Source organism: Pseudoxanthomonas sp. Root630 (assembly GCF_001427585.1).
Lineage (GTDB): Bacteria > Pseudomonadota > Gammaproteobacteria > Xanthomonadales > Xanthomonadaceae > Pseudoxanthomonas_A.
On sequence record NZ_LMGY01000019.1, the window covers coordinates 85,897 to 112,066 of the forward strand.

The window sequence follows — 26,170 nt, forward strand, 5'->3', positions numbered from 1 at the left end:
CCGGCCGATTATAGCCCGGCGGCGGGGCCGCCGGCGGTTTCGGCGTACCATGTGCCGCCCGGCGCGGCCTGTTCATGGTGGACCGCCGCGCCCGTCCGGAGCGTTCCCCGCAATGAGTGCCCCCCACGCCATCTCCAACCGCCGCCTGGCCCTGCTGCTGGGCGGGTTGGCGATGTTCGGCCCGTTCTCGATCGACACCATCTTCCCTGCCTTCCCGGCCATGGGCGCGCAGCTGGGCGCGGACAAGGTGGCGATGCAGCAGACCATCAGCGCCTACCTGCTGACGTACGCACTGATGAGCCTGGTGCATGGGCCGCTGTCGGATGCATTCGGGCGCAAGCGGGTGATCCAGGGCGGCCTGTTCCTGTTCCTGCTCGCCTCGGCGGGCTGCGCGCTGGCCACCGACATGGGCACGCTGCTGCTGTTCCGCGCGCTGCAGGGCCTGTCCGCGGGCGTGGGCTTCATCGTCGGCCGCGCGGTGATCCGCGATGCGCGCCAGGGCGACGATGCGCAACGGCTGATGAGCCAGGTCTCGATGATCTTCGGCATCGCGCCGGCGATCGCGCCGATCGTGGGCGGCTGGATCCTCGGCTGGAGCGCCTGGCCGATGATCTTCTGGTTCCTGGCGGCCTTCTCGCTGGTACTGCTGGTCGCGGTGGCCGTGTGGCTGCCGGAGACGCATCCGGCCGAGGTGCGCCTGAAGGTGTCGCCGCGGCACCTGCTGCGCGACTACGTCGGCATCGTGCGCAACCGGCGCTTCCTGCGCCTGGCGCTGGCCGGCTCGCTGAGCTTCGGCGGCCTGTTCCTGTACATCGCCTCCGCGCCCGCGTTCGTGATGGACCTGCTGCACCTCAACGAGCAGCAGTTCGCGTGGCTGTTCCTGCCCACCATCGGCGGCATGGTGTTGGGCGCGTTCCTGTCCGGCCGTGCGGCCGGCCGCATGGAAGGCGCGCGCCTGGTGAGGATCGGCTATGCCTGCATGGCGCTGGCGATGGTGGCGAACGTGGGCTACAACGCCTGGGCCGGCGCGGACATCCGGGTGCCGTGGGCGGTGCTGCCGATGATGCTGGCGGCGTTGGGCGTGGCGCTGGTGTTCCCGATCCTGACCCTGGCCATCCTCGACATGTATCCGCGCCAGCGCGGCGCGGCGTCGTCGCTGCAGGCCTTCAGCAATCTGGTGGTGAACGCCATCATCGCCGGCGTGCTCTCGCCGTTGCTGAGCCATCATGGCCTGCACCTGGCGCTGGGCATGGCCGGCTTCGTGCTGGTCGGCTGGCTGATGTGGCAGTGGGAGGCGCACGCGAGCCGCCGCCAGCCCGCCTGCCCGCGCGCGCCGGCCGCGCTCGAGCCCACCGATCAACTCTGACTTACAGCGAGATTTCCCATGTCCATCCAGTCCAAGGCCCGACGCGAAGCGAAGAAGCGCAAGGCGACCAAGGAGCGCAACGTGTCGCGCGCCAACGCACCGGCGATCGAGCCGCACGCCGAACTGCGCAATCCGCAGGGCGACCTGCTGGCCGGCATCGTGCGCCAGGCCGGTGTGTGGGTGCTGGGCATGGACGGCCGCATCGCCGGTAGCTCGGACAGCGCGGCGGAAGTGCTGGCGATGATCAAGCAGGCCGCGGCCCTGCACGAGGCGCAGGGCAATGCGGTGCGCCTGGTCTATTCCGATGAACTGCGCGATACGGCCGTGATCGAGGCGGCCGCGCAGGGGCTGACGCTGGAACAGTTCGAGCAGCAGATGGCCGAGCAGATGAAGGCGAACAAGCCGGAACCGGCGCCGGACGTGAACTGATGGTTGGCGCTTTCTGTAGGAGCGACGTGAGTCGCGACCGCAGACTCTGACATGTCGACGGCAAGGAGAGGAGCGGTGGTGTTGCCGTCGCTGCTGTCCTGCTCTTGCCAGGGCCAATCAAGCAATCCAGCCGTGCGGTCGCGACTCACGTCGCTCCTACATTGGAGCGTGGCGATGGCGTAGCCACGCTCCGGACCCCGCAAGCGCGATCATCGGCAACCACACCCACCGCATCTCCGACAGCAACACCTCCACGCCGCGTGCACTGAAGAAGCGGTTCGCGAAAGGCGACACGTCGATCACTCGCCATGGCGCGAAGTGGCGCGCGTCGGACCACGGCCAGTACAGCGCGACGCCCAGGCCACCGTCGGTCAGCATGTCGAGCAGGGGATGCGAGGCGGCGGACAGTGCGACGAAAAACAGCGCGGTGATGGGCGATGTCCTCAGCGTTCGCGCGAAACAGGCGGCCAGCAAGCCACACGCCAGCGCGAAGATCAGCGAATGGCTGGCGCCGCGATGACCGAAGGCGTGCGCGTAGTCGATGCCGAGCGCGAACATCGCGACGTCGGCATCGGGCAGCATCGCGGCCATCATCCCGGCAACGACCAGTCGCGGCGGGAGACGTCTGCGTCCCGCTGCGATGCCGGCGGCGAGCGGTAGCAGGGCGTGGGTCAGGATCGTGGGCATGTGGGGCATCGTCCGTGGTGGTGCCCAGCATCGACCGGCGGCGTGTGGCTCCGATGAAGTCCGCGTGTGCCCAAAAGGAAAGGCCGGCATGCGCCGGCCTTTTCCTGGGACATCCCGTGTGCAGGGTTCAGCGTTCGCGTTGGGTCGTGCGCAAGGGGGCGGTCTGGCGCGCACGTTCGACGGTCGTCGAAGACGCCGGCGGTGCAGCGACATCCGTCGTCCCTGTGGCGCGCGCGCCCTGGCCCTGGGCGGTGGCGCCCGCGGTGGCACCTGCACTCCGCACGAGGGGCTGCGAGCTGCGCTCGAGGACGGGATCCGCGGCGATCCACTGCTTGATCTGGGGGAAGACCAGGTCCAGGCGCGAGTAGTGGTCGCGATTCGCCGTATTGGACAGATTGCCCGTATTGGCGCAGGAGGCATTCCCTCCGTACAGGCCGCCCCTCAATCGGTAGCTGTTGTCGGTATGACGGGTGAACAGCCCGGAACCACTGCTGCCGCCTTCAGTGGTGCCCTCGAGCCAGCCCACGGTGAACTGCTCCGCGTAAGCGTCGGTCACGTGCTGGCCGCGCGAGTACTTCTTCGCGTCGCCCTTGGGATGGTGGATCGCGATCACCTCGGCGTTGGCCGCCAGCGGACTCGCATCCCAGCCGGAAAAAGTCGCGCTGGCGGGAGCGGGATTCTTCAGGCGCAGCAGCAGCGCATCCACGGCCGCATCGACGAACAGGATGTCGGCACCGCCGGTGAGCGGATTCGTCCGCATGCCGTCTAGGGTCGCGCAGCCGGAATTCTCGTAGCCCCAATAGGTATTGAGCGTGTTGGCCACGGTCTGGTCGGCGATGCAGTGCGCGGCCGAATAGAAGTAGGGCACCTGCGTGGACGCGGTGGTGTCGTTGAGCAGCGTGCCCGTGCAGATGTAGCTGCTGCCGCTCTTCACGAACACCATGTGCGCGACGGAATTCTTCGCCCGCACGTAGGCCGCTCCCAGCTGGTCGACGCGGCACATGGCGTTGATGTTGCAGCTGGCCGATTCGCCCAGCTTCTCGACGATCTTGAAGTCGTTGCGGCTGTTGGTCAGCAAGTGCGAGACCTGCGGTGCCTGCAGTCGTGCCTGGGTCGCCTTGACGTGCGCAGGGCGATAGATCTCGATGATCTGCGCCGCACCGTCGGTGGAGGGCGTCCAGTACAGCCCGTTGGCGTCGGCCAACGATTGGGCTTCGGCCGCAGTGACGCGTGCGACGACCCGCTGGGGATCATCCGTGCCGGCGAAGCGCAGCTCCACGTGCGGATGCAGACCCTTCACCTGCAGGCCCACGCGCAAGCCGAGCGCATCCGGTGAGCCCACCTGCAGCCGGGCGACCGCGCCGCCCGACGGGATCGACACCCAACGGACCGCGGGCGTCACGCGTTCGACGCCTTCCCCCAGCAGCTTGCGACCGACACCGATCTGGGTGGCCTTGATGCGTTCGCTCGCATTGTTCCGTTCCAGCTCCACCAACCGTTCGATGGCCAGTTCCCGGTATCCCTGCCGGGTGACGCTGCGTGCAGGAAACTGCGCGAGCTTCCAGGCGGGCGCGGCCTGTGCCGGCGTGCGGCTGGCTTCGCCGGCCGCTTGGGTGGCCGCGGCGCTGGCGGCGAAGGGCAGGGCAGCCAGCAGCAGGCTGGCCAGGCATCGCAGACTCATGGATCGTGTCATTCGTGGGACCTCCTTGTCGGAGCGTGTGTCGGGAACGGGCGGGCCGACGCGGGCCCGCCCACGGGGCGGGTTCAGGGCTTGGCGGGTGCGGCGGCGGCGACCGGTGCGGTCGCCGGCCAGCCGCAGGTCTGGCCTTCATTCTGCTGCTTCAGCCAGTCCTGCAACGGCGCGAAGTATTCCAGCACCGCACCGGCGTCCATCTTGTCGGTGCCGGTGAGCTCCTTCAGCGTGCCCTGCCACGGCTGGCTGGCGCCCTTCTCGAGCATCGCCCAGAACTTCTGGCCCGCCGCCTTGTTGCCGTAGAAGCTGCAGTTGTACAGCGGGCCCTTGTAGCCGGCCGCATCGCAGAGGCCCTTGTAGAACTGGAACTGCAGCACGTGCGAGAGGAAGTAGCGCGTGTACGGCGTGTTGCCCGGCACGTGGTACTTCGCGCCCGGGTCGAAGAAATCCTCGCTGCGCGCGGTGGCCGGCGCCACGCCCTGGTACTTCGCCTTCAGGTCCCACCAGGCCTTGTTGTAGTCGGTCGGCTTGATGCTGCCGTCGAACACGCCCCAGCGCCAGCGATCGATCATCAGGCCGAACGGCATGAACGACACCTTGGCCAGCGCCATGCGCATCTGCGCGTTGATCAGCGCTTCGTTGGTCTGCTGCTGGTCGCCGACCATGCCGATGGACTTCAGGTAGTCCGGCGTCATCGCCAGCACCATCGTGTCGCCGATGGCTTCGTGGAAGCCGTCGTGCGCGCCGGTCTGGAACAGCGGCGGCAGCTTGTTGTAGGCCAGGTAGTAATACACGTGGCCCAGCTCGTGGTAGATGGTGGTGAAATCTTCCTCGTTCGGCTTGATGCACATCTTGGTGCGCACGTCGCCGGTCATGTTCATGTCCCACGCGCTCGCGTGGCAGACCACGTCGCGGTCCATCGGCTTGATGAACTGGGTCTTGGTCCAGTAGCTCTCGGGCAGCTTCGGCATGCCCAGGCTGGTGTAGAAGTCCTGCGCGCGCTCGGTCATCTGCTTGGCGACCTGCAACTGCGCCTCGCGCTCGGCCTGGAACAGCTTGTCCGTGCCCGGGCCGGGGCCGGCCTTGGCCAGCGCCGCCTGGTAGTCGGCCTGGTACTGCTTCTCCAGCGCGCCGGTGATGTCGAGGCTGCCGGCGCCCTTGTACGGCTCCAGCATGTCCCACAGGTTGCCCCAGTCCTGCTGCCACATGTTGCCCATCAGGTGGGCGGGCAGCAGGCCGTTGACCTGGCCCTTCTCCACGCCATAGGTCGCCTGCAGCTTGGTGCGGGTGTAGCAGTGCAACTGTTCGTACAGCGGCTTGACCTGGCCCCACAGGCGGTCGGTCTCGGCGGCGATCTCGGCGGGCGTCATGTCGTAGCCGCTGCGCCACATCTCGCCGGCGTCGGCGAAGCCCATCTCCTTGGAGCCTTCGTTCACCAGTTCGACGAAGCGGGTGTAATCCTTGCGCATCGGCTGGGCGATCGTGTGCCAGCCCTGCCATGCATCCAGCTGCGCGTCGTAGTCGCGGCTGCTGCGCAACACGTCCTCGAGCTCGCCCAACTGGCGGCATTTCTTCGCATCGCCTTCGCCGGTGCAATAGCTGCCCGCACCGTAGGTGCCTTCCATCTTCGTGGCGATCTGGGTCAGCTCCGCGAGCTTGGCCGGATCCTTCGGCGCCGGCATCGCGGTGGCCAGCTTCAGCAACTGGATGGCGCGCGCGGTTTCGGGCGACATCTTCTGCCCTTCGAACTGCTTCGCCTGCTCGATCCAGCTGTTGAGCTGGGTCAGGTAGCGTTCGTTGCCCTTGGCGGCCAGCAGCTGGCTGTCATCGTTGATGTACGTGCTCGAGAGCCATTGCGCGGCGGTGAGCTCCGGGTACATCTTCTTGAATTCGTCGTTGACGCGCGCGACGAACTGGTCGGCGGTCTCGCCCTTCGGCGCAGCGGGTGCGGCGGCGGTCTCGGCGGCCGGTTCGTCCTTCTTGCAGGCGGCGAGCGTGGCGATGCCGGCGCCGATGGCGAGGGCGAGCAGGAGATGACGGTGCTTCACGGGACGTCCTTCGGGGTGCGGCTGGCACGGGAACCCGAAGGGTAGTGAGACGGGGGAAGGGCGGCAAGTGCGACGTCACGACGCCCGGCAGGAAAGCGCCGTCAGCGGTGCGGCAGGCCTCGTTCCTCCAGGAACGCGCGGGCATCGTCGGCGTCGTGCTCGAACCGCGCCCACTGGAATGACGGGCGCCGCGGCAGATCGCGCGCCGCAGCGCGCCCGGGTGTCGCCGCCAGATCAGCGGAAGGGCAGCCCGCGTTCCTGCAGGAACGYGCGGGCGTCATCCGCATCCTGCTCGAACCGCGCCCACTGGAATGACGGGCGCCGCGGCAGATCGCGCGCCGCAGCGCGTCCGGGTGTCGCCGCCAGATCAGCGGAAGGGCAGCCCGCGTTCCTGCAGGAACGTGCGGGCGTCATCCGCATCCTGCTCGAACCACGCCTGCGTCGACCCCAGCCGGTAGGTATACCCCCAGGCGTCCATGTCGGCCATCAGGCGCGCGCGCCCAACGCCGGGCAGGGCGTCGGCCAGGATGATCTGCAGGCAGCAGGTGGCGTCTTCCTCGATCACCGAATCGGTGGCGTCCGTGTGCACCTGCGCGCGCCGCTCCGAAGGGAGCACGATCAGGTGGCAGGCCTCGTGCAGCATGGAGTGCACGGGCGTGTCCCCGCGCACATAGACGTTGTGCGCGATCACGCCCGCCTCGGGCTCTCCCCAGTAGCTGCCGGGGATCGGCGCGCCATCCTCGACGCGATGGAGCAGCAGGCCGTAGCCGGCCAGCAGCGAGGCGGCATCCCCGAAGAACAGGCTGCCCACCCGCATCACGGAGGCCTCGGTTTCGGTCAGCGTCGCGTTCATCGGAAACGCGGGCGGAGCAGGGCTCCGCCCGTTACGGCGTCAGTTGTTGCCTTCCGGCAGCGCCACCGAGATGTCGAGCACGTCGTGGTCGCCATCCTTGATCAGGTCGACCTTGACCGCATCGACGTCGACGTTGACGTACTTCTTGATGACTTCCAGCAGCTCGCGGCGCAGCAGCGGCAGGTAGTCGGGAGCGCCGCGCGAGTTGCGTTCCTGCGCGATGATGATCTGCAGGCGGTTCTTCGCGGTCTCGGCGGTGTTCTTCTTCGCCTTGAGGAAATCGAACAGGCCCATGCTCAACCTCCGAACAACTTGCTGAAGAAACCCTTCTTCTCCAGGGTGATGAAGCGCAGCGGGCGGTCTTCGCCCAGCAGGCGGGCGACGGTGTCGTCGTACGCCTGGCCAGCCGGCGATTCGAGGTCGAGGATGACCGGCTCGCCCTTGTTGGAGGCGTTGAGCACGTCGCCGGACTCGGGGACCACGCCCAGCGTCTTCAGGCCCAGCACGTCTTCCACGTCCTTGATGCTGAGCATTTCGCCGCCTTCCACGCGCGCGGGGTTGTAGCGCGTCAGCAGCAGGTTGGCCTTCAGCGGCTCGCCGTTCTCGGCGCGCCGGGTCTTGGAATCCAGCAGGCCGAGGATGCGGTCGGAGTCGCGCACGGAAGACACTTCCGGGTTGACCACCACGATGGCCTGGTCGGCGAAGTACATCGCCAGGAACGCGCCCTTCTCGATGCCGGCGGGCGAGTCGCAGACGATGAAGTCGAAACCGTCGTCGGACAGGTCCTTCAGCACCTTCTCCACGCCTTCCTTCGTCAACGCGTCCTTGTCGCGCGTCTGCGAGGCGGCGAGCACGTACAGCGTCTCGAACCGCTTGTCCTTGATGAGGGCCTGCTTCAGCGTGGCCTCGCCCTGGGTGACGTTGACGAAGTCGTACACCACGCGGCGCTCGCAGCCCATGATGAGGTCGAGGTTGCGCAGGCCGACGTCGAAGTCGATGACCGCGACCTTCTTGCCGCGACGGGCCAGCCCGCAGGCGATGCTGGCGCTGGTGGTGGTCTTGCCGACGCCGCCCTTGCCGGACGTGACTACGATGATTTCAGCCAACGGTGTTCTCCTTGGTCGTTCTTATGTTCGGGGCGTCGCGCTCAGTCCTGCGCGACGATCTTGAGTTGGTCCTGGTCCAGCCAGATCTGCACGGCCTTGCCGCGCAGCTCCTTGGGCACTTCTTCCATCACCTTGTAGTGGCCGGCGACGGCGACCAGTTCGGCGTGGAACTCGCGGCAGAAGATGCGCGCATCGGCATTGCCGCGGGCGCCGGCGAGGGCGCGGCCGCGCAGGGCGCCGTAGATGTGGATGGAGCCGTCGGAGATGACTTCCGCGCCGGCGCCGACCGTGCTCAGCACGGTCAGGTCGCGATTCTCGGCGTAGAGCTGCTGACCGGAGCGCACGGGCGTCTTCTGGACCAGGCCCGGCTTGCTGTCGGCGGACTTGGGGGCCGGAGGGGCCGCGGATTTCGCAGGCGCGGGCTCGGCTGCACGCGGGGCGGGCGCCGGGACGGCCGCGCCGACGGGCTCGTATTGCGCGCGGAACTTGGCCAGCAACGGCAGGCCAAGTTGCTCGGCCAGCACCTCGGTGTCGCGGGAACCGTAGGCCAGCGCCACCGGGATGACGCCGGCGCCGCGCAGGCCCTCGATGAGCGCCTGAGCCGTGGCTGCGTCGGGCATCTGGGCCAGGCCGCCGAAATCGACGATCACCGCGGCGCGGCCGAACAGCTTGGGCGCGCGTTCCACGCGCTCGCGCATTTCGCGGGTGAGTTGATCGACGTCGAGGGTGCGGATGCGGAGGTTGGCGATGCCGACCTGGCCGATCTTCAGTTCGCCGGCCTGTTCGTAGTCCATGTGGGTCCGGGTCACGCTCATGTTCCCGTCGGGCGCTGCGCGCCGGCATCCGCCACGAGGCGGGTACGGGTCCAGGGGGTTTCGGGCAGGGCGTCGCCGTAGGTGTCGCGCACCCACGGGTAGCTGCACAATTCTTTCATCAGCATGCTGGCGCGGACGTTCGCCTCGGCCATCACGTGCTGCCCGACTTCGCGGAAGCCGAAGCTGCCATGGAACAGCAGGGCCGGATCGGCGCCGTGGTCGAGGAAGACTTCGCAGGCCAGCTGCGGGTAGCGCAGTTCGGCGAAGCTCTGGACATCGGCATAGAACGCCCGGCCCACGCCACCGCCGCGACGGCGGCTCGCCACCACGATGCGGTCGATGTAGAAGAACTGCGGATAACGTTCGCCGAACCAGGCGAAGTTGCTGCTGTCGTGCCCGGCGGCCGAGCCGAATCCGACCAGGAAACCGGCGAGGTTGCCGTCGCGCTCGGCGACGCGGAAGTATTCGGCCGTCTCGTAGAAGCGGCGAACCTTGGCCGAATCCAGCGGCAGGATCGCCAGTCCGGCATTGTTGTTGAGGGCTAGGACGGAATCCAGCTCGTGCTCGCGCACGTCGCGGATGACGATCGACATTACCTGACTCCGTACGGGTCTTGCGGGGTGGCACGCGGCCAAGCCCGGATTATCGCATGGTGGCGCCGAGCCCGGCGAGGCAGCGGGTGAGCGGGGCATGAACCCGCTTGGTGCATCCGTGCCGCCGCAGCATGACTTTAGTTGGGACATGGCCGCCGGGGATTCCGCCTAATATGCCCGGATGTTGGGACGACTCAGCCATACCCGCCTGCTGCGTGCCGCCGGCCTCTACACCTGGGCCCTGGTGGGGATTCCCATCATCCTGAATGTGTGGGTGCTGCCGCCGTCCAGCGGCACGGATGGGCAGGGCGTGAACCTGCCGCTGACCGCATTGAGCTATTTCGCGTTCGGCGCGGTGTACTGGCTGGCGACGCGCGCCCTGGACGGGCGCCGGGACAGCCTGCCGGTGGCATGGAACGTGCCGCTGGCCATGGTGCTGACGGCGACGTCCATCGGCGTGGGTTTCTACACCCAGACCGGGTTGGGTGCCGTGCTGCTGCTGATCATGGCGGGTGTGCTGCCCTGGTTGCTGGAGCTGCGTTTTGCCGTTGCCTGGCTGCTGGCCGCCCATGTGTTGCTGGTGCCGTCGTTCATGGCGCGCGACGACTTCAACTTCTGGGAAGCCCTGTTCCAGTCGATGTTCTACGTGGGTTTCGCCGCTTTCGTGCTCATCACCACGTACGTGGCGCGGCAGCAGGCCCAGGCCCGCGAGGACCAGCGCCGGCTCAACGCGGAACTGCGCGCGACCCGCGTGCTGCTGGCCGAGAGCGCCCGCGTCAATGAACGCACCCGCATCTCCCGCGAGCTGCACGACCTGCTTGGCCACCATCTGACCGCGCTCAGCCTGAACCTCGAAGTGGCCGGCCACATGACCGAGGGCCGGGCCCAGGAGCATGTGCGCCAGGCCCACACGCTGGCCCGCCTGCTGCTGACCGACGTCCGGGAGGCCGTCAGCCAGTTGCGCGACAGCGGGGCGATCGATCTCGGTGCCGCGCTGGTGCCGCTGGCCGAGAAGGTGCCGTCGCTGGCGATCCACATGGACATCGAGGAGCCGTTGACCCTCGAAGACCCGCATCGCGCCCATGTGTTGCTGCGGTGCACCCAGGAAATCATCACCAATGCCGTGCGTCATGCCGGCGCCCGCAACCTGTGGCTGCACTGCCGCAGGGACGGCGCCAGGATCCTGATCGATGCCCGCGACGACGGCGCCGGCCGCCCGCACGTGGTGGCCGGCAACGGCCTGACCGGCATGCGGGAGCGCCTGGCCCAGTACGGCGGCGAGCTGCGTATCGAGACGCAGCCGGGGCAGGGCTTCTGCCTGCACATCGTCTTGCCCGTCAGCGAGGCCCCGGCGGCCCTGGCGCCCCTTCCCGTTTCCCCACCCGAACCCACACCCGAGCTCAGCTCCGGAGGAACCCTGTGATCCGTGTCTGCCTGGTCGACGATCAAACCCTGGTACGCCAGGGCATCCGCTCCCTGCTGGCGCTGGACGACGGTATCGAGGTCATCGCCGAAGCCGCGGACGGCCGCCAGGCCGTTGAGCTGGTACCGCAAGTCAAGCCGGACGTGGTCCTGATGGACATGCGGATGCCGGTGATGTCGGGCCTGGAGGCCCTGCAGGCGCTGGCCAGGGCCGGCCAGCTGCCGCCGACCATCATCCTGACCACGTTCGACGACGACCAGCTCGTGCTTGCGGGCCTGAAAGCGGGCGCCAAGGGCTACCTGCTGAAGGATGTCTCGCTGGAGCAACTGGTCGGCGCGATCCGCACGGTGGCCGACGGTGGCTCCCTCGTCCAGCCGGCGGTCACCCAGCGCCTGCTGTCGGGGCTGGAGCACATGCGCAACGAGTTCGTCAGCCTGGATCGCCCCGACCCGCTGACGGACCGCGAGACCGAGATCCTGCGGCTGATGGCCAGCGGCTTCTCCAACAAGGAAATCGCGAATTCGCTGGGCGTGGCGGAGGGCACGATCAAGAACCACGTGTCCAACATCCTCTCGAAACTCGGTGTCCGCGACCGCACGCGGGCGGTCCTCAAGGCCTTCGAACTGCAACTGGTGTGAAGGCGGCCACCGTCCGTCCGCGGGTGCCCGGACACGGGCCCGGAGAGGCGTCCATACGCCTCTGGATAGGGCCGCCCACCGGTGTCAGGTGGGCTGCCCGAAGCCCGGCAACCCTGCTAGGATGCGCGGTGCATTTTTTTCACGGCCGTGGCACCGGCCCCCGGAGACTTCCTGAATGACCCGTTTGATCGAGTTCGTGATTGCGTTGGCGCTGGTCCTGGCGCTGTTCCTGGTGATCGGCCTGGTTCTGCCGTCCTCGCGCGAGCTGCAGGAAAGCATTGAAACCAACCGTCGCATGACCATCGTGTTCGACACGCTGAACAACGTGCGCCGACTGAAGGACTGGAACCCGCTGATCCCGAGCGCCGCCAACGAGCTGAGCTACTCCGGTGGCGAGAACGACTCGGGCGTCGGCGCCAAGGTCGACTTCAATTCCGCCAATGCCGGCTGGGGCCAGGGCAGCTGGGAAATCGTCGAGAGCGAGCGCCCGGCGCCGTCCGGTGGTCCCGGCAAGATCGTTTATGCGATCACCGACAAGCGCATGGGCACCGACAAGCGCAGCACCTTCACGCTCGAGCCGACCGGCAAGAACAACCGCAACGTCAAGGTCACCCAGAGCTACGAGGTCACCTACGGCTTCAACCTGATCGGCCGCTATGCCGGCATGTACGTCAGCCGCCACGTGGGCGACGCCGTCAAGGCCGGCCTCGGCAAGCTGACCAACATGCTGGCCACCGTGCCGAACTTCGACTACCGCACCGAAGGCAGCCCGCTGACCGATCTGAAGATCGTCGAGGTGCCCGCCGAGGACCTGCTGGTCGTCAACGCCGGCAACATCGACCGCACGAACGACGCCATCAAGGCATCGATCAAGTCGAACCAGGAGTGGATCAAGCGCGTGATGGACGCCAATGGCCTGGTGGCCGCCGGCCCGCTGCGCATCGTCACCACCGATTTCGGCGCCGAGAAGTACGCATTCGACGTGGTCCAGCCGGTCCGCAAGGGCAGTGCCGCGCCGAAGGCCGACGCTCCCGCCGCTGGCCAGCCGCCGGTGACCCCGCCGCCGGCCGCTCCGGTCGCCTCCACGGGCGAGCTGAAGGTCGCCATCCCGTCCGGCGCGCCGGTCACGTACGTCCATACCGATGCCCGCAAGTCCGCCTTCGCCAGCTACACCGGCTACATGGCCGAACTCGACAACCAGCGCAATGCGCTGCGTGCCTGGGCGGTGACGTCCGGCCACGAGGTCGTGGATCGTCCGTACGAGTCCTGGAAGTCCGGCGTCGATGGTTCGTTCGAGGCCGACGGCAAGTTCGACATCTACTGGGCCGTCAAGCAGTAAGCCTTTCCGGACCGCTGTCCCGGATGGTCAGCTCCACGCCAACGCGCCGCTTCATGCGGCGCGTTGCGTTTGTGGGGCTGCCGGTCCGCTTCAGGCGGTCCTCCACTGGCAGGATGCCCACCCGGTTTTCGGGATCCCTGAGCCGATGAACTACGATCGACGCCAACGCAAACCCTCGTTCCTCGCACTGAGTGGCGGCTTGCTCGCCGCGATCGCCGTAGGCTTGTCCGCCTATGCTTCGCATGGGATCGCGATGGCAGAAGCGCAATCGCACGTGCAGACGGCGGCACTGTTCACCTTCGGCCACGGCCTCGCGCTCGCCGCGTTGTCGCCCGGCACCACCCGTCGCCTGGGCAAGCTGGCCCTTGGCCTGCTGTTGCTGGGCACGTTGCTGTTCTCCGGCAGCCTGGTGGGCGGTGCACTCGCGGGCCTGCCGACACGGCTCGCGCCCGCGGGCGGCATCACCCTGATGCTGGGATGGGTGCTGTGGGCGGTGGACGCCGTCCGTCGCTGACGCCATGCCCCGGCACGCGCGCGGCTTCGATACCGAGCAGGCCTGGGACCACCTGGCGCGGCGCGACCGCAAGCTCGGCACATGGATGAAGCGGATCGGCTACATCGAACCGCAGCCTACGTGGCGCAAGCCGTTCGACCCGGTGGACGCGCTGGCGCGCGCCATCCTCTACCAGCAGCTCAGCGGCAAGGCCGCCGGCACCATCGTCGGTCGCGTCGAGACCGCCATCGGCAGCACGCGTTTGCACTTCGACACCCTGGGCCGCATCGATGACGTGGCGCTGCGTGCGTGCGGCGTCTCCGGCAACAAGACCCTGGCGTTGCGCGATCTGGCCGCACGCGAACAGCGGGGCGAGATCCCGAACCTGCGGCAGATGTCGGTGATGAGCGAGGACGAGATCGTCGCCGCGCTGGTGCCCATCCGCGGCATCGGCCGCTGGACGGTGGAGATGATGCTGATGTTCCGCCTAGGCCGCCCGGACGTGCTGCCTGTCGATGACCTGGGTGTGCGCAAGGGTGCGCAGTTCGTCGACAAGCAGGAGGTCATGCCCACGCCAAAGGAGCTGCTGGCGCGTGGCGAGAAGTGGGGCCCTTACCGCACCTACGCCGCCCAATACCTGTGGCGGATCGCCGACTTCGGCACGGAAGCGAAGACGGCGACGAAGCGGTCGCAGGATTAGGCGCGGAAACCGGCGTCAGCCAGCGAGTGCCTGCAGGCGCTCGGTCTGGCGCTGCCACTGCATGCGGTGCACGCGTGTAATGATCACCAGCAGCACCAAGCACAGGGGCACGTTGATCGCATCGCACGTAATGGAGGCGAGCGCAGCGTTCATCTCGGCCTCGGGAGTTTGCGCTCTCCACGACGTGCGGCTGGCGAAATTGCTGGTGAAACTGAAGGCCAGCCAGAGGAACCACCAGAGCGGAAGCCAGCCGGGGACTTCGGCGGCATCGACTTTGTCCGGACGCGCGCTGGCCCGCCAGATTTCTTTCATGGCCTGGTAGGGCTTCCACAGGTTGGCAATGGGAAGGAAGTACCAACCGACCGACCAGCCCGGCGTGAAATCCAGTTGCCGTGCGCCCGCGAAGGCGCGCCCGTTCCAAGCCGCACGATAGATCCACATGCCGATGAACACGAACGAGGACACCATCGTCACGAACTGCAGGAGCGCGGCGGCGAGAAAGATCAGGCCCGATTCCGCATAGACATCGTCCACCGTCAAGCCATTGGCCTCGGCCGCTTCGAACAGCGAATACTGCCGTGCCATTACGGCGATCATCAGCAGCGAAACCAGAGCGCCGGCGACCAGGCAAGCCCGGCACGCCCATGTCAGCCAGGTCGGGTCCTTGAAGGCCCATGCCGTGTGTGCGGGAGGCGCAGCGATGACTTCCGCTGCAGGCGTCTGGTACGGATTCTCCATGTGATCCCCTTGGCGGCCGTATCCGGCCCTGGCTTCAGCGGTCCCCACCGCCGTCATGGCCAAGATGGTACCAATGCCACGGCTCGTACACGATGCCGTGCGGGTTGTCGCGCGGGTAACTCATGACGAAGCCGAAGTCCCCAGCGCGACGGGTGAGCCAGGCGAATGCCGGCGTACGCTCGAAGGATTCCTCGGCGGGCGGTTCGCCCGGCGCGCCGATGTCGAGCGCGCGGCCGCTGTGGTGTTCGCTGTAGCCCGGTGCGGCGTTGACGGTGAGGATCTCGTCGACACGCTGTCCACGGGCGCGCTTGCGCTCGAAGATGCCGAGTTGGTAATCGTGGCTGCGATAGCCGGAAATGGCCTCCAGCACGAGGCCGTCGCGTGCCGCGGCGGTGTGCAGCGCCTGCCATGCGCGTGCGGCTTCGCGCGTGAGCCACAGCGGCCGGCGATAACGGTCGCGCCCCGCGAAGGCCAGGGCCGCCGGTTCGGCGACGAGCGCCAGGCCGGTCTGCTCGGCATACGCATCATCATCCAACCCCAGTGCGTGCAGGCGTTCCTGCAACGCATGCAGGGGCAGCAGGCCCTGGGCATCCGCATCGAAGCCGCGCGTCGCGGTCTCGAAGCACTCCAGCGCATCCCAGGCTTCATCCAGGCCCGGTTCGCGCGGCAGGCCGGGCACCAGCGGATGCACGCCGTGCGCAGACACCGCGGCGAGATAGCGGCCATCGTGCTTGCGTCGCAGCACCGCGTGCGCGGCCGCCAGGATGCGTGCATCCGCATTGCTGCGCACGCGCAACAGGTCTGCCGGCCACAGTTCGATCCGCGACGTGTTGAGCAGGGTGGACTTCAGCGGCTGGGAGGGCAGGCGGCGCATGCCCGCAGCTTAGCGACGCGGCGTGGGCGCCGCCAGTTCGCGCAGCCGGGCCAGCAGGTCGGCCGGGCGCGCGGGGCTGAGCAGCACCAGGCTGCCATCGCGCAGCGGCAACGTCAGTACGCGCGTGCGGTCGGTGACCAGGCAGAACGCCTTGCCCAGGTTGCGCAGGCGGAAGTGCCCGGCCTTGAAGCCCGGCAGGCTGAAACCGTTCGTCTTCAGTGTCGGCGCGAGTTCGGTGTGTTCTTCCAGGCTCAACACGCGGGCCTTGTCGAGGTCGATGGCTTCGACGGCGAGCTTCTTCGTATAGAACGTCGCCTTCACCTGGAGTTCGCGATTGTCCAGCACGATCGCGCGCCGCCGCAGCGCCAGCGCCAGTACTACGCCGACCAGCAGGACGAGGGGCACCGCCAGCCACGCCGCGAGCGGTGGCGTATTCGATTCCATCGTCATTGCGGCGACGCAGGCGCCGATCGCAAGCAGCAGGGGCAGCCACAGCCACCAGGTGACGTGGGTCGGCATCGGGGCGACGGGGAAATCCTGTGGATGCTGCATGCAGTGGCTCCGTGCGTGTGGGCCGTCAGGCGGGCTTCTTGAAGAACAGGCGCACCGAGACTTCATGCTCGATGAAAAGCGTACTGACCAGTTCCCAGCCCTGCGCACTCATCTTGTCCAACTCCTGCTGGATGCGGTCGGTGAGCTTGCCCGCGAACATCTTGTACGGGACTTCGATGACCTTGTGGCTCCATCGGTGGTTCATGGCGATTCCTTCTTGCTGTCTTCCGGGTTGGAGCCGGTCTTCGGGAGCCGGCCCGCCTTGCGCAGTGCGTCGCGCAGCACGTACTCGATCTGGGCATTCAGCGAACGCAACTCGTCGTCGGCCCACCGTTGCGCGGCGGCCAGCACGTCGGCGCTGATGCGCAGCGGGTAGGCCTTCTTGTCCTGCTTCTCGCTCACCGGGGCGTCCCATTGCGGCGGAGCTGCAGCACCATCGAGACGATCAGCGCGTTGACCAGTACCACCATCGCGATGACGGCGCCCGTGGCCAGGCGGTCGTCGTCGCCCGCCCAGTACAGGCCAACCGCACCGGCCTGGATGGCCAGGCCGATCAGCACCCAGTGCAGGGCCATGCCGCGCGAACGCGGGTCGCGAGCCCGGCTTACCCACGCGCCGATGAAGAGCGCGGGCAGGCCGGAGAGCGCGACGATGAGCGGTGCGAGCGCGTGCATGCGGAACGGCCGGTCAGTAGATCGAGCCGGTGTTGACGATCGGCTGCGTGCCACGCTCGCCGCACAGCACCACCAGCAGGTTGCTGACCATCTGCGCCTTGCGCTCTTCGTCCAGCTTCACCACGTCGTTCTTCTGCAGTTCGGCCAGCGCCATTTCCACCATGCCCACCGCACCGGCGACGATCCGCGTGCGGGCCGCGATCACCGCGTTGGCCTGCTGGCGCTGCAGCATGGCCTGGGCGATTTCCGGTGCGTAGGCGAGGTGGCTGATGCGCGCTTCGATCACGTCCACGCCGGCCTTGCCCAGGCGTTCGGCGATCTGGTCCTGCAGGTGCTGCGAAATCTCCTGCGGATGGCTGCGCAAGGCGATCTGGCCTTCCTCGTGCTGGTCGTACGGGTAGCTGGACGCCATCGCGCGCAGCGCGGCTTCGGACTGGATGTGCACGAAGCTCTCGTAGTCGTCCACGTTGAATACGGCCTCGGCCGAGTCCACCACCTGCCACACGATCACCGCCGCGATCTCGATCGGGCTGCCATCCAGCTCGTTGACCTTCAGGCGGCTGCTTTCGAAATTGCGGATGCGCAGCGAGACCTTGCGCTTGCTGAAGAAGGGGTTGTTCCAGCGCAGGCCGTTGTCCTTCACCGTGCCGACATACTTGCCGAACAGACTGAGCACGGCGGACTGGTTGGGTTCCAGCTTGTACAGGCCGGCCATCAGGAACATCACGGCGAAGCCGAGCAGGGCGGCCACCACCATGTAGGCGGGCTGCTTGTCCGCGGCGCCCATGATGAACAAGGCGATCACCCCCAGGCCCAGCACCAGCAGACCGAGGAGGGTTGGGATTCCGGGCAGCGACGACGTGGCGTTCTCTTTCATGGTCTTGGTCTCAGGACGGGATCACAGCAGCGACAGGCCGGCACCGAGCGCGAGCAGGGCGACGGAGAGAATGAGCAGGGCGGGGATGACCTTGTGCGCCTGGGAGGGCCAGCGGCGCTGGATCTGATGGATCACATGGAGCATGGTCGGTCCCCGGCTGGTTGTTGGATTAAAAGATATCAATTTGATATCAGATGTCAACGGCTGGTCCCCGCCGTCCGTCGGGGCGACCGGTACACTGGCGCCCCCTTTTCCGGAACGACCCCATGACCACCCTCGGCACCCCGCTGTCCCCCCATGCGACCCGCGTCCTGCTGCTGGGGTCGGGCGAGTTGGGCAAGGAGGTGGCCATCGAGCTGCAGCGGCTGGGCGTGGAAGTGATCGCCGCCGACCGCTACGCCGACGCGCCGGCCATGCAGGTGGCCCATCGCTCGCACGTGCTGGACATGCTCGATCCGGCCGCGATCCGCGCGCTGATCGCGCAGGAACGGCCGCACCTGGTCGTGCCGGAGATCGAGGCGATCCACACCGAGACGCTGGTGGCGCTGGAAGCCGAAGGCGCGGCCCGGGTGATCCCGACCGCCCGCGCCGCACGCCTGACGATGGACCGCGAAGGCATCCGCCGGCTCGCCGCCGAAACGCTGGGCCTGCCCACCTCGCCGTACCGCTTCGTCGACACGGTGGAGGAGTACCGCGAGGCCGTGCGCGAGATCGGCCTGCCGTGCGTGGTGAAGCCGGTGATGTCCTCGTCCGGCAAGGGCCAGAGCACGTTGCGCAGTGAGACCGACATCGATCCCGCATGGGACTACGCGCAGACCGGTGGCCGTGCCGGCGCCGGCCGCTGCATCGTCGAAGGCTTCATCGATTTCGAATACGAGATCACCCTGCTGACCGTGCGCCATGCCGATGGCACCGCGTTCTGCGCGCCCATCGGCCATTGGCAGAAGGATGGCGATTACCGCGAGAGCTGGCAGCCGCAACCGATGTCGCCGCGCGCGCTGGAACGCGCGCAGCAGATCGCGGAGGCGGTGACCGACGACCTGGGCGGATGGGGCTTGTTCGGCGTGGAGCTGTTCGTGAAGGGCGATGAGGTGTGGTTCAGCGAAGTCTCGCCGCGCCCGCACGACACCGGCCTGGTCACGCTGGCCTCGCAGGAGCTTTCCGAATTCGCGCTGCATGCACGCGCCATCCTCGGCCTGCCGATCCCGGTGATCCGCCAGAGCGGCCCGTCCGCGTCGTGCGCGATGCTGGCGCACGGCCACGGCGTGCCGGTGTTCGGCAACGTGGAAGGCGCGCTGGAGGAGCCCGACACCGCGCTGCGCCTGTTCGGCAAGCCGCGCGTCGAAGGTCACCGCCGGGTCGGCGTGACCCTGGCGCGCGGCGAGGATGTCGACATCGCCCGCTCCAAGGCCCGCGCCGCGGCCGCGGCCATCACCATCGAACTGAAGTGAGGCGCACGCGATGAACGGCCATGGTGGTTACGCGGTGTTCTTCTTCCCGCAGGCGCTCGAGGCCCTGGGCGAAGCGATCAAGCCCTACCTGACCAACCAGCCCGAAGGTCCGCACATCTTCTGCAGGGAGATCGACACCGGCGGTGCCTTCACCGAGATGACGCTGGTGGGCAAGGACGCCGAAGGCCACGACGTGCAGGTGGAACTGATGGTCCCCGGCAGCATGATCCGGATGATCGTCTCCGCGCAGAGCGAATCGCTGTTCGGCTTCGGGCCGCGGGTGACGCCGCCGCCCGGTACATCCGCGCCGCCTACGGCGTGAGATCCACCCACACGAGGTGATGGTCGCTGCCATCGGCGATGGCGGCGTCCGGGTCGCTCTTCTTCGGCCAGAAGATGCCGCTGTCGACCAGGGCGAAGCCGGTCGAGGGCAACACGTAGTCCAGGCGCATGGCGCCCGCGCGCGGACCGAAGTCGCCGGTCACGTGTGCAGGCGCGCCGCGACGCTGCAGGCCTTTCGCCGCGTAGGCCAGGGCGGTTTCTTCGCCGCCTTCGCTGCGTGGCGTGGCCATCCGCATCACGCGTGGGTGTTCGAGCAGTTCCAGGATGGCGTCGTGGTGGCCATCGCCATCCACCGGATCGTTGTTGAGGTCGCCGGCGATGACGAAGCGCGCGTCCGGAGCGAGACCGCCGCAGCGGCCCTGGTCGTCGCACAGCCAGGGTTTGTCGCCGGTCGAGAGGTATTCGCGCCACAGCCGGATCTCATCCGCGTTGCGGCGCCCGTTGCGATCCTCCGGTCCGTCGAACACCGGTGGCGTGGGATGCGAAACCAGGAAATGCACCGTGCCCTGCGGCGTGCGTACCGGCACGTCCCAATGCGACTTCGACGACAGGCGCAGCTGCGCCCAGGTGGCATCCGGGTAGAAGCCGCGGCCCTTGGCCGGGTCGACGGGATTGGTCGCGCCCGGCAGCGTGCTCCAGCGCAGCAGCTGGAACGTACGCACCTGGGCCTCGTCGATCGGGTACTTCGACAGCACCAGCATGCCGTACTGGCCGGGATGAAGACCGTAGCCCCAGGCATCGTTGCCGCGTTCGCGGCCTTTGCCACCGACGGTACCGTTGCCGTCCAGGTCCAGCCCGCTCGGCACGCCGGTGTTCACCGGTGCCAGATAGCGATAGGGATAGCGCAGGGGCTCGCCCCCCGCAGGCTGGGCGACCTCGAGATAGCGCTGCTGGAACAGATCGGCGGCGTGGTGCGCCTCGTCGAAATCGAACTCGTTCAGCAGCACCAGGTCCGGCCGGACCTTCTGTAGCACGGAGGCGATCTTGCGCGCGTGCGCGCTGTCGCCCTGCAGCTCGCGGATCACGCCGCCGGCATCGTCCGAGTACAGCGAGGTGTTGTAGGTGGCCACGCGGAGCCGCGCCGGCGACGGGCCGGCGGCATCGCCGGCATCGGGTGAGCTGCTGCAGGCGGCGAGGGACATGGTGAACAGGACGGCGAGGGTGCGCATGCGCGGATTCTGTCATGCCGGCATGACAGTCGTAAAAAAAAGCGCCCCGGAGACCGGGGCGCCGCAGGCTAACGACGGGTCGGCCTGTGGAACGTCAGAACGAGCAACCCATGGCCGCGTATGCGGTCTTGGCCTGGTCCATCGCGGTCTTGCACTGCGCAGCCAGCGCGCTCTTGTCGGTGACCGCTGCCCAGCCGGCCTTCGACTGCTCGATGCCCTGCTTCATCATGTCGCGCTGCGCTTCCGGCACCTTGTCGCTGATGCAGGCGTAGACCTTCTCGAGGTACTGGTCGCACTCGGCGACGCCGGTGCCCGCGTTGACCGTATCGGACGCGGCGATCGCGGTGGCGTCAGTGGCGGCGTCGGTGGCGGTAGCCGTGTCGGCGGGAGCCTCGGCCGCCGGTGCATCCGCCGCCGGGGCCGTTTCTTCATGCTGTAGGCAGGCCGACAATGCCAGCGTGGTCAGTGCCGCAAGGGCAAGGCAGTTGAACTTCATGAAAGCTCCCATCGTGTGAGTGAATGTGCTGATTCCAGCACCGACACGTGCGCGCGTCGGCGGCACATTCTGCGTACCTCACCACGAAGTTGCTATTCACATTTGCGACTCACATTCAGTGCGCGCAATCAGTCGATCGACTCACGTTTCTGCGCGAACCCACGCGCGTCCATCGAAGCACTCGAGCGGTGAGAAACGCCGCTTGTAATCCATCTTCCGATGGCCGTCGATCCAGTAGCCGAGGTAGAGGTGCGCATAACCGTCGCGCTTCGCCCACTCGATCTGCCGGAGGATGGCGAGCGTGCCCAGGCTGCGCGCTTCCATTCCCGGCTCGTAGAACGTGTAGACGGCGGAGAGTGCGCCGGGAATCACATCGGTGACCGCCACCGCGAGCAGCTGGCCGTCTTCGCGCAGTTCGACGAAGCGTCCGCGCGACCAGCTGCCGACGAGGAACTGGTCGAACTCGGTCGCGCCATGGTCGTCCATGCCGCCAAGCGGATGCCGCGCCGCCAGGTAGCGCTGATAGAGCGCCAGGTGTTCCTCGCCGCGTAGCGCCGCGACGATGCGCGTTTCCACCCGCGTGTTGCGGGCGGCGCAGCGGCGCTGGCTGCGGTCGGGCGCGAAGTCCGCCACCGGCAGGCGCACCGCCACGCAGGCGCGGCATTGCCGGCAATGCGGGCGGTAGACGATGTCGCCCGAACGACGGAAACCCCACGACAGCGCATCGGGATACAGCTGCGGCAGGCGCGGGTCGCGCGGGTCCAGCACCAGGTCGCGCGCCACCCGGTCGGGCCAGTAGCCGCACGGATGTTCGCCGGTGTGGAAAAGCCGCAGGTCGTCGATGGGGTGGGAGTTCTCGCCCATCGTCAGCCCCACTGCGCGGCCAGTGGCCAGAAGGCGGCACCCGCCGCGGAGCCGACCAGGGCCCCGGCGACGAGGTCGCGCGGCGTATGCCGGCGGAGTGCCAGGCGCGACCACGCGATAGCGGCCGCGAACAGGAGCGCCGCCAGCATCCATGGGATGCCGAGCTCGCGCAGCAGCCACGCGGCGAACACCGCGAAGGCCATGTGCAGCGACAACTTGCACCAGCGCGCCGTCAGCATCGCGACCAGGATCATCGCAGCCGACATCGCCATGCCGAGCGCGAACAGCGGTTGCGTGCCACGCCAGGCCACGAGCAACGCACCGGCCACCAGCGCCACCAACAGGAATCGGTTCAGGCTGCCGCGCTCATGGCGCGCGCTGGCATCCACGTGGGTCCAGCGGCCGCGTCGCACCTGCCACCACGAGAAGCCCATGACGAGGGTGGCGAACAGGCCGAATCCCAGCGCCGCCCACGCGGCCGCGCCGCGGTCGCCCTGCACCAGGGCGATGACCACCACCGCGAGCGGCAGCACCAGCATCGGATGGCCGGAGATGGACAGCGCGCGGGCGAGGGCGTGGGACATGCGGGCAGCATACTGCGGCGCCTCCGTCGCGTGGGTCGCGACCGTCCGCTGCCTGAACGCGTCCGTCAGCGCGTCAACCGGAACCGCGTGCGGGCGTTTTCCCTGCCAGTGGCGCAGCTCGCGCCGCGTCTTCAGGAGAACATGATGAATCGCAAGACCCTGCTTTTCGTGGCCGTCCTGGCCGCCCTCGGCGCCGGTTCCGCGCTGGCCGCCACCCAGGCGGGCGACGCGCACAAGCCGGCGCGCGCGAACCTGGACAAGAACAACGATGGCGTGATCGACAAGGCCGAGGCCGCCGCGCATCCGCGCCTGGCGGAACGCTTCGCCGACCTGGACAAGAACGGCGACGGCAAGCTCAGTGCCGACGAACGTCCGCAGCGCAAGGGCATGCGTGGCCCCGGCCGTCATGGCGGCGGTGAGCGTGGCGGGATCGCCTTCAAGAAGCTGGATGCCGATGGCGACGGCAAGATCAGCCGGGCCGAAGCCGCGGCCGATCCGACGTTCGCGCAGCGCTTCGATACATTGGATGCGAACAAGGACGGCGCGATCGATCGCGTCGACCGCGAGTTGCGCGGCAAGCAGCACCGCGACGAATGGTTCGCCAAGGCCGATGCCGACAAGGACGGCAAGCTGACCCGCGCCGAGATCGACCAGGCCGACGCCGCGCGTCGCGCCGAGGCGCGGCAGCGCATGCAGGCCCGCATGGACGAGCGCTTCGCATCCGCAGACACCAACAAGGACGGCCGCCTGTCGCGCGATGAGGTGAAGGACGGTCGCCTGGCTGCGCGCTTCGACGCGCTCGATACCAACAAGGACGGCTTCCTGTCCAAGGACGAACTGGCCGCGGGCAAGCCCGCCCGTCGCTGAGTGCAACGACGTGCACCCGGTTCCCGGGTGCACGTGCCCTTCGTTTCAGAACGTCAGCCGGCCCGACATCACCAGGCCGGTCAGCAGGCCGGCGGTCGCCAGCGTCACCGCCAGGACGACGCCCCAGACCCGCCACTTGCGTTGGCGCTGCATCCGGCGGCGCTCGCCTTCGGGGTCGCGCAGCAGGTCGCGCGCCTGCCGACGCTGCAGGATCTGCGGCAACCAGCGCCCCGACGTCCAGCAGATGACGGCCATGTAGGCCAGGGTCAGCGCGGTGTGCGGCATCCACCCCGGCACCCGCGCCAGCGCGCTGATGCCGACGATGAAGAGCAGGATGGCGAGCGTGTTGACCGCGCCGTAGCGCAGCAGGTCGCGGCGCTCGCGCGCATCCAGCGGATCGCGCAGGTACTTGCGGATGCCGAACCAGACCGCGCCGATGCCTACCAGCGTGCCGAAGGCGGTCGCACCCAGCGCGCCGCCCATCAGCTTGAGCAATCCCTTGCCGGCCACCGCGCCGCCAGCGCCGAGCACCACCGCACCCGCCGATGGCGGCGCCGCGATCGCGAGCATGCCGAGCACGCCACTGGCGAACGCCGCCGACGGGGCTGAGGCGCGGGCGAATTCGCCGAAGCGCGCCATCAGCTCCTCGCGCACGTACTGGCGTGCACGCGACAGGCGCTTGCGCACGGCGGCATCGGTGATGCCGAGCAGGGACGCGACCTGCTGCGTGCGCTGGCCCTCGCGGTAATACAGCAACAGCACTTCGCGACTGTCCTCCGGCAGGGCGGCGATCACCTCGCGCGCCGCGGCTTCCTGTTCGGTCTGCAGCAGCGTTTCCGCCGGCGTGGGCGCGGTGTCGGCGGCGAGCGTAAGGGCGATCTCGGCGGTTTCGCCCGTCATCGGTCGCCGCCGCTGCGCGCGCAGGTGGTCGCGGGCCAGGTTGCGGGTGATCTCGCGCAGCCACGGCAGGAAGCTGTCCGGGTTCTTCAGCGTCGCCAGCTGCCGCCAGCCTTTCAGGAAGGCTTCCTGCGCGATGTCCTCGCTGGCCTGCACGTCGCGGGTGATCGCCAGGGCGATGCCGGTCACGGCGTTCTGGCAGAGCGCCACGACGCGGCCATAAGCGGCCTGGTCGCCGCGCGCCGCGGCGGGCAGGGCATCCCGCAGGGAAAGTTCGATCGCCAGGGTATCCATCCGGTCTCCATGCTCCGCCCGGTGCTTCCGGGCCATGCAGGCACGACGACCGAGGAACCGAAGTGTGACCCACCCCGGCAGGCAGCGGAACTACAGGGGCAGGCGCCCCGTCCTGACCAGCACGAACAGGATGGCGCCGATCGCCAGCGCGCTGCTGAGCATCACGGCCTTGCGGCCGATCACGTAGTCGTAGCCGCGACGGCGTTTCGCGTTCGACGGATGGGCGAGGATCGGATCCATGATCCGTGGCAGGGTGACGAGGTACTGGTAGTTGATCGCGCACATGCCGATCACGGTCACCGTCACGATCGCCGCCCAGCCGGGCGCGAGCACCGTGGCCAGCATCAGGCCGAACAGCCAGGCCGAGCCGGTGATGGTATTGAGGGCCATGAACCGGCGTACCTGCAGCCGTTCCTGCGCGGTCTGGCAGAAGCGCGCGAGGTACCACCAGGTGAGGGCGTAACCGATCAGCCCACCAACGACGCCACCCAGCGCGCCGCCCAGGGCGGCCGGATGCTGGGTGATCTGTTCGAAGATCACGCCCAGCGAGCCGCCCGCCACGCCACCGGTGATGCCGCCGGTGGTCACGCCGCCCGTGCCCAGTTTGCCCAGGCCGATACCGCTCCCCAGCACGCCGGTGCCGATCACCGTCGCCGCGCTCGCCGCCGGCATTGCGCCGACCAGGCCGCCCAGCACGATCATCGTGAAGGCCGCGCCCGGTGCGGTGGAGCGGGCGAACTCGCTGAAGCGCTGCATCAGTTCGTCGCGGACCATGCTGCGCGCGCGCGACAGGCGCTTGCGCACGGCGGCGTCGCTCAGGCCGAGCAGGTCGGCGACCTGCTGCGAGCTCTGGCCTTCGCGGTAGTACAGCAGCAGGGCTTCGCGGCTGTCCTCGGGCAGGGCCGAGATGATCTCGGTGGCGACGATTTCCTCCTCCGTCTGCAGCAGGTGTTCCGACGGCGTCGGGCCGGGATCGGCGGCCATGCCGATCGCGATCTCCGCGGCCTCGCCGGACATCGGCCGGCCATGCTGCGCCCGCAGCCAGTCGCGGGCGAGGTTGCGGGTGATCTGGCGCAGCCAGGGCAGGAAGCTGGCGCTGTTCTTCAGCCGGTCGAGCTGCTGCCAGGCTTTGAGGAAGGCTTCCTGCGCGATGTCTTCGCTGGCCTGCACGTCGCGCGTGATCGCCAGCGCGATGGCGGTGACGGTGTTCTGGCAGGCGTGGACGATGCGGCCGTAGGCCTCCTGGCTGCCGCGCGTGGCGGCGGGCAGTTCGGCCTGCAGCATCAGGTCCAGGGCGAGGGTATTCAT

31 protein-coding genes and 2 pseudogenes are annotated in these 26,170 nt (G+C 68.2%); 11 read left to right on the forward strand and 22 right to left on the reverse strand.

Annotated elements, in window-relative coordinates:
- The first annotated feature begins 112 nt into the window (after positions 1-112).
- The gene (locus ASD72_RS18160) at positions 113-1,366 is read left to right on the forward strand and encodes a multidrug effflux MFS transporter (RefSeq protein ID WP_056881376.1); all 1,254 of its coding nucleotides are present in this window, start codon (positions 113-115) and stop codon (positions 1,364-1,366) included.
- Positions 1,367-1,384: 18 nt separating this feature from the next.
- On the forward strand, positions 1,385-1,795 hold the full coding sequence (locus ASD72_RS18165) for a hypothetical protein (RefSeq protein ID WP_056881377.1): 411 nt from the start codon (positions 1,385-1,387) through the stop codon (positions 1,793-1,795).
- A gap of 156 nt (positions 1,796-1,951) precedes the next feature.
- Here the strand turns inward: ASD72_RS18165 and ASD72_RS18170 are convergent, their stop codons facing one another.
- The 8 genes from ASD72_RS18170 to ASD72_RS18210 form a co-directional block, all read right to left on the reverse strand.
- Positions 1,952-2,482: a metal-dependent hydrolase gene (locus ASD72_RS18170; RefSeq protein ID WP_056881378.1), complete on the reverse strand. Its 531-nt coding sequence runs from the start codon at positions 2,480-2,482 to the stop codon at positions 1,952-1,954.
- Positions 2,483-2,609: 127 nt separating this feature from the next.
- Positions 2,610-4,163 carry a hypothetical protein gene (locus ASD72_RS18175; protein ID WP_056881379.1) on the reverse strand — a complete coding sequence of 518 codons (1,554 nt, stop codon included), beginning with the start codon at positions 4,161-4,163 and terminating at the stop codon, positions 2,610-2,612.
- A gap of 83 nt (positions 4,164-4,246) precedes the next feature.
- The gene (locus ASD72_RS18180; RefSeq protein WP_056881380.1) at positions 4,247-6,223 is read right to left on the reverse strand and encodes a M2 family metallopeptidase; all 1,977 of its coding nucleotides are present in this window, start codon (positions 6,221-6,223) and stop codon (positions 4,247-4,249) included.
- Between the two features lie 367 nt (positions 6,224-6,590).
- Complete coding sequence (locus tag ASD72_RS18190; protein ID WP_235578060.1) at positions 6,591-7,040, reverse strand: hypothetical protein; 450 nt, start codon at positions 7,038-7,040, stop codon at positions 6,591-6,593.
- A 75-nt stretch (positions 7,041-7,115) separates the two neighbouring features.
- Positions 7,116-7,370: a cell division topological specificity factor MinE gene (gene minE, locus ASD72_RS18195; RefSeq protein ID WP_056881383.1), complete on the reverse strand. Its 255-nt coding sequence runs from the start codon at positions 7,368-7,370 to the stop codon at positions 7,116-7,118.
- Positions 7,371-7,372: 2 nt separating this feature from the next.
- Positions 7,373-8,182, reverse strand: a complete 810-nt coding sequence (gene minD, locus ASD72_RS18200) for a septum site-determining protein MinD (protein ID WP_056881384.1) — start codon at positions 8,180-8,182, stop codon at positions 7,373-7,375.
- 41 nt (positions 8,183-8,223) lie between these two features.
- A complete protein-coding gene (gene minC, locus ASD72_RS18205) occupies positions 8,224-8,991 on the reverse strand; it encodes a septum site-determining protein MinC (RefSeq protein WP_235578061.1) in 768 nt (255 codons plus the stop codon).
- Between the two features lie 2 nt (positions 8,992-8,993).
- On the reverse strand, positions 8,994-9,590 hold the full coding sequence (locus tag ASD72_RS18210; RefSeq protein WP_056881386.1) for a GNAT family N-acetyltransferase: 597 nt from the start codon (positions 9,588-9,590) through the stop codon (positions 8,994-8,996).
- Positions 9,591-9,771: 181 nt separating this feature from the next.
- Between ASD72_RS18210 and ASD72_RS18215 the strand changes: the two genes are divergently transcribed.
- The 5 genes from ASD72_RS18215 (at position 9,772) to ASD72_RS18235 (ending at position 14,183) form a co-directional block, all read left to right on the forward strand.
- Entirely contained in the window at positions 9,772-11,013 is a 1,242-nt protein-coding gene (locus ASD72_RS18215; protein ID WP_056881387.1) for a sensor histidine kinase, read from the forward strand.
- Positions 11,010-11,651: a response regulator transcription factor gene (locus ASD72_RS18220; RefSeq protein ID WP_056881388.1), complete on the forward strand. Its 642-nt coding sequence runs from the start codon at positions 11,010-11,012 to the stop codon at positions 11,649-11,651. Before ASD72_RS18215 ends, ASD72_RS18220 begins: the two co-directional genes overlap by 4 nt.
- Positions 11,652-11,826: 175 nt before the next feature.
- A complete protein-coding gene (locus ASD72_RS18225) occupies positions 11,827-12,990 on the forward strand; it encodes an SRPBCC family protein (protein ID WP_056881389.1) in 1,164 nt (387 codons plus the stop codon).
- A 145-nt stretch (positions 12,991-13,135) separates the two neighbouring features.
- A complete protein-coding gene (locus ASD72_RS18230) occupies positions 13,136-13,504 on the forward strand; it encodes a DUF423 domain-containing protein (RefSeq protein ID WP_056881390.1) in 369 nt (122 codons plus the stop codon).
- Positions 13,505-13,508: 4 nt separating this feature from the next.
- Positions 13,509-14,183 (forward strand): DNA-3-methyladenine glycosylase, encoded by a 675-nt coding sequence (locus ASD72_RS18235; protein WP_056881391.1) that lies wholly within the window; start codon positions 13,509-13,511, stop codon positions 14,181-14,183.
- A gap of 15 nt (positions 14,184-14,198) precedes the next feature.
- On the opposite strand, the gene ASD72_RS18240 is transcribed toward ASD72_RS18235, so the two are convergent.
- From ASD72_RS18240 to ASD72_RS21680, 8 genes are read right to left on the reverse strand one after another with little or no spacing between them, the layout of a single operon-like run.
- Positions 14,199-14,978 carry a DUF4328 domain-containing protein gene (locus ASD72_RS18240; RefSeq protein ID WP_081420453.1) on the reverse strand — a complete coding sequence of 260 codons (780 nt, stop codon included), beginning with the start codon at positions 14,976-14,978 and terminating at the stop codon, positions 14,199-14,201.
- Entirely contained in the window at positions 14,956-15,795 is an 840-nt protein-coding gene (locus ASD72_RS18245; protein WP_056881393.1) for a M15 family metallopeptidase, read from the reverse strand. The genes ASD72_RS18240 and ASD72_RS18245 overlap by 23 nt, the downstream gene beginning before the upstream one ends.
- Positions 15,796-15,804: 9 nt before the next feature.
- Positions 15,805-16,347: a DUF3093 family protein gene (locus tag ASD72_RS18250; protein WP_162250410.1), complete on the reverse strand. Its 543-nt coding sequence runs from the start codon at positions 16,345-16,347 to the stop codon at positions 15,805-15,807.
- Between the two features lie 25 nt (positions 16,348-16,372).
- Positions 16,373-16,552: a DUF4177 domain-containing protein gene (locus ASD72_RS18255; RefSeq protein ID WP_056881395.1), complete on the reverse strand. Its 180-nt coding sequence runs from the start codon at positions 16,550-16,552 to the stop codon at positions 16,373-16,375.
- Complete coding sequence (locus ASD72_RS18260) at positions 16,549-16,749, reverse strand: hypothetical protein (protein ID WP_056881396.1); 201 nt, start codon at positions 16,747-16,749, stop codon at positions 16,549-16,551. Before ASD72_RS18260 ends, ASD72_RS18255 begins: the two co-directional genes overlap by 4 nt.
- Complete coding sequence (locus ASD72_RS18265) at positions 16,746-17,021, reverse strand: hypothetical protein (protein ID WP_056881397.1); 276 nt, start codon at positions 17,019-17,021, stop codon at positions 16,746-16,748. The genes ASD72_RS18260 and ASD72_RS18265 overlap by 4 nt, the downstream gene beginning before the upstream one ends.
- A 13-nt stretch (positions 17,022-17,034) precedes the next feature.
- Positions 17,035-17,898, reverse strand: a complete 864-nt coding sequence (locus tag ASD72_RS18270) for an SPFH domain-containing protein (protein ID WP_056881398.1) — start codon at positions 17,896-17,898, stop codon at positions 17,035-17,037.
- Positions 17,899-17,919: 21 nt separating this feature from the next.
- Positions 17,920-18,042: a hypothetical protein gene (locus tag ASD72_RS21680; protein WP_255357666.1), complete on the reverse strand. Its 123-nt coding sequence runs from the start codon at positions 18,040-18,042 to the stop codon at positions 17,920-17,922.
- A 122-nt stretch (positions 18,043-18,164) separates the two neighbouring features.
- Between ASD72_RS21680 and purT the strand changes: the two genes are divergently transcribed.
- Both purT and ASD72_RS18280 read left to right on the forward strand, forming a co-directional pair.
- A complete protein-coding gene (gene purT / locus ASD72_RS18275; RefSeq protein ID WP_056881399.1) occupies positions 18,165-19,349 on the forward strand; it encodes a formate-dependent phosphoribosylglycinamide formyltransferase in 1,185 nt (394 codons plus the stop codon).
- 10 nt (positions 19,350-19,359) lie between these two features.
- Positions 19,360-19,671, forward strand: coding sequence for a hypothetical protein (locus ASD72_RS18280; RefSeq protein WP_056881400.1), 312 nt, complete (start codon positions 19,360-19,362; stop codon positions 19,669-19,671).
- On the opposite strand, the gene ASD72_RS18285 is transcribed toward ASD72_RS18280, so the two are convergent.
- From ASD72_RS18285 to ASD72_RS21590, 4 genes are all read right to left on the reverse strand, one after another.
- Positions 19,661-20,860 carry an endonuclease/exonuclease/phosphatase family protein gene (locus ASD72_RS18285; protein ID WP_056881401.1) on the reverse strand — a complete coding sequence of 400 codons (1,200 nt, stop codon included), beginning with the start codon at positions 20,858-20,860 and terminating at the stop codon, positions 19,661-19,663. The two genes, ASD72_RS18280 and ASD72_RS18285, sit on opposite strands and share 11 nt — an antisense overlap.
- 94 nt (positions 20,861-20,954) lie before the next feature.
- Positions 20,955-21,356 carry a hypothetical protein gene (locus ASD72_RS21340; protein WP_056881402.1) on the reverse strand — a complete coding sequence of 134 codons (402 nt, stop codon included), beginning with the start codon at positions 21,354-21,356 and terminating at the stop codon, positions 20,955-20,957.
- A gap of 141 nt (positions 21,357-21,497) precedes the next feature.
- Positions 21,498-22,220, reverse strand: coding sequence for an arginyltransferase (locus ASD72_RS18295; RefSeq protein ID WP_056881403.1), 723 nt, complete (start codon positions 22,218-22,220; stop codon positions 21,498-21,500).
- 2 nt (positions 22,221-22,222) lie between these two features.
- Positions 22,223-22,804, reverse strand: a complete 582-nt coding sequence (locus ASD72_RS21590) for a phosphatase PAP2 family protein (RefSeq protein WP_056881404.1) — start codon at positions 22,802-22,804, stop codon at positions 22,223-22,225.
- Positions 22,805-22,945: 141 nt separating this feature from the next.
- On the opposite strand from ASD72_RS21590, the pseudogene ASD72_RS18305 reads away from it, so the two are divergent.
- Positions 22,946-23,461 (forward strand): annotated as a pseudogene (locus ASD72_RS18305) (EF-hand domain-containing protein); the annotation flags it as partial.
- A 51-nt stretch (positions 23,462-23,512) separates the two neighbouring features.
- Positions 23,513-23,647, forward strand: a pseudogene (locus ASD72_RS21595) (hypothetical protein); the annotation flags it as partial.
- A gap of 69 nt (positions 23,648-23,716) precedes the next feature.
- Here the strand turns inward: ASD72_RS21595 and ASD72_RS18310 are convergent.
- On the reverse strand, positions 23,717-24,862 hold the full coding sequence (locus tag ASD72_RS18310) for a sigma-70 family RNA polymerase sigma factor (protein ID WP_056881406.1): 1,146 nt from the start codon (positions 24,860-24,862) through the stop codon (positions 23,717-23,719).
- Between the two features lie 90 nt (positions 24,863-24,952).
- Positions 24,953-26,170, reverse strand: coding sequence for a sigma-70 family RNA polymerase sigma factor (locus ASD72_RS18315; RefSeq protein WP_056881407.1), 1,218 nt, complete (start codon positions 26,168-26,170; stop codon positions 24,953-24,955).

Bases quoted from the DNA above. Each gene is read 5' to 3' on its own strand.
- ASD72_RS18160 (WP_056881376.1), top strand. From the start codon at position 113: ATGAGTGCCCCCCACGCCATCTCCAACCGCCGCCTGGCCCTGCTGCTG.
- ASD72_RS18165 (WP_056881377.1), top strand. From the start codon at position 1,385: ATGTCCATCCAGTCCAAGGCCCGACGCGAAGCGAAGAAGCGCAAGGCG.
- ASD72_RS18170 (WP_056881378.1), bottom strand. From the start codon at position 2,482: ATGCCCACGATCCTGACCCACGCCCTGCTACCGCTCGCCGCCGGCATC.
- ASD72_RS18175 (WP_056881379.1), bottom strand. From the start codon at position 4,163: ATGAGTCTGCGATGCCTGGCCAGCCTGCTGCTGGCTGCCCTGCCCTTC.
- ASD72_RS18190 (WP_235578060.1), bottom strand. From the start codon at position 7,040: ATGCGGGTGGGCAGCCTGTTCTTCGGGGATGCCGCCTCGCTGCTGGCC.
- minE (WP_056881383.1), bottom strand. From the start codon at position 7,370: ATGGGCCTGTTCGATTTCCTCAAGGCGAAGAAGAACACCGCCGAGACC.
- ASD72_RS18210 (WP_056881386.1), bottom strand. From the start codon at position 9,590: ATGTCGATCGTCATCCGCGACGTGCGCGAGCACGAGCTGGATTCCGTC.
- ASD72_RS18215 (WP_056881387.1), top strand. From the start codon at position 9,772: ATGTTGGGACGACTCAGCCATACCCGCCTGCTGCGTGCCGCCGGCCTC.
- ASD72_RS18225 (WP_056881389.1), top strand. From the start codon at position 11,827: ATGACCCGTTTGATCGAGTTCGTGATTGCGTTGGCGCTGGTCCTGGCG.
- ASD72_RS18230 (WP_056881390.1), top strand. From the start codon at position 13,136: ATGAACTACGATCGACGCCAACGCAAACCCTCGTTCCTCGCACTGAGT.
- ASD72_RS18235 (WP_056881391.1), top strand. From the start codon at position 13,509: ATGCCCCGGCACGCGCGCGGCTTCGATACCGAGCAGGCCTGGGACCAC.
- ASD72_RS18240 (WP_081420453.1), bottom strand. From the start codon at position 14,978: ATGACGGCGGTGGGGACCGCTGAAGCCAGGGCCGGATACGGCCGCCAA.
- ASD72_RS18245 (WP_056881393.1), bottom strand. From the start codon at position 15,795: ATGCGCCGCCTGCCCTCCCAGCCGCTGAAGTCCACCCTGCTCAACACG.
- ASD72_RS18250 (WP_162250410.1), bottom strand. From the start codon at position 16,347: ATGCAGCATCCACAGGATTTCCCCGTCGCCCCGATGCCGACCCACGTC.
- ASD72_RS18255 (WP_056881395.1), bottom strand. From the start codon at position 16,552: ATGAACCACCGATGGAGCCACAAGGTCATCGAAGTCCCGTACAAGATG.
- ASD72_RS18265 (WP_056881397.1), bottom strand. From the start codon at position 17,021: ATGCACGCGCTCGCACCGCTCATCGTCGCGCTCTCCGGCCTGCCCGCG.
- ASD72_RS18270 (WP_056881398.1), bottom strand. From the start codon at position 17,898: ATGAAAGAGAACGCCACGTCGTCGCTGCCCGGAATCCCAACCCTCCTC.
- ASD72_RS21680 (WP_255357666.1), bottom strand. From the start codon at position 18,042: ATGCTCCATGTGATCCATCAGATCCAGCGCCGCTGGCCCTCCCAGGCG.
- purT (WP_056881399.1), top strand. From the start codon at position 18,165: ATGACCACCCTCGGCACCCCGCTGTCCCCCCATGCGACCCGCGTCCTG.
- ASD72_RS18280 (WP_056881400.1), top strand. From the start codon at position 19,360: ATGAACGGCCATGGTGGTTACGCGGTGTTCTTCTTCCCGCAGGCGCTC.
- ASD72_RS18285 (WP_056881401.1), bottom strand. From the start codon at position 20,860: ATGCGCACCCTCGCCGTCCTGTTCACCATGTCCCTCGCCGCCTGCAGC.
- ASD72_RS21340 (WP_056881402.1), bottom strand. From the start codon at position 21,356: ATGAAGTTCAACTGCCTTGCCCTTGCGGCACTGACCACGCTGGCATTG.
- ASD72_RS18295 (WP_056881403.1), bottom strand. From the start codon at position 22,220: ATGGGCGAGAACTCCCACCCCATCGACGACCTGCGGCTTTTCCACACC.
- ASD72_RS21590 (WP_056881404.1), bottom strand. From the start codon at position 22,804: ATGTCCCACGCCCTCGCCCGCGCGCTGTCCATCTCCGGCCATCCGATG.
- ASD72_RS18310 (WP_056881406.1), bottom strand. From the start codon at position 24,862: ATGGATACCCTGGCGATCGAACTTTCCCTGCGGGATGCCCTGCCCGCC.
- ASD72_RS18315 (WP_056881407.1), bottom strand. From the start codon at position 26,170: ATGAATACCCTCGCCCTGGACCTGATGCTGCAGGCCGAACTGCCCGCC.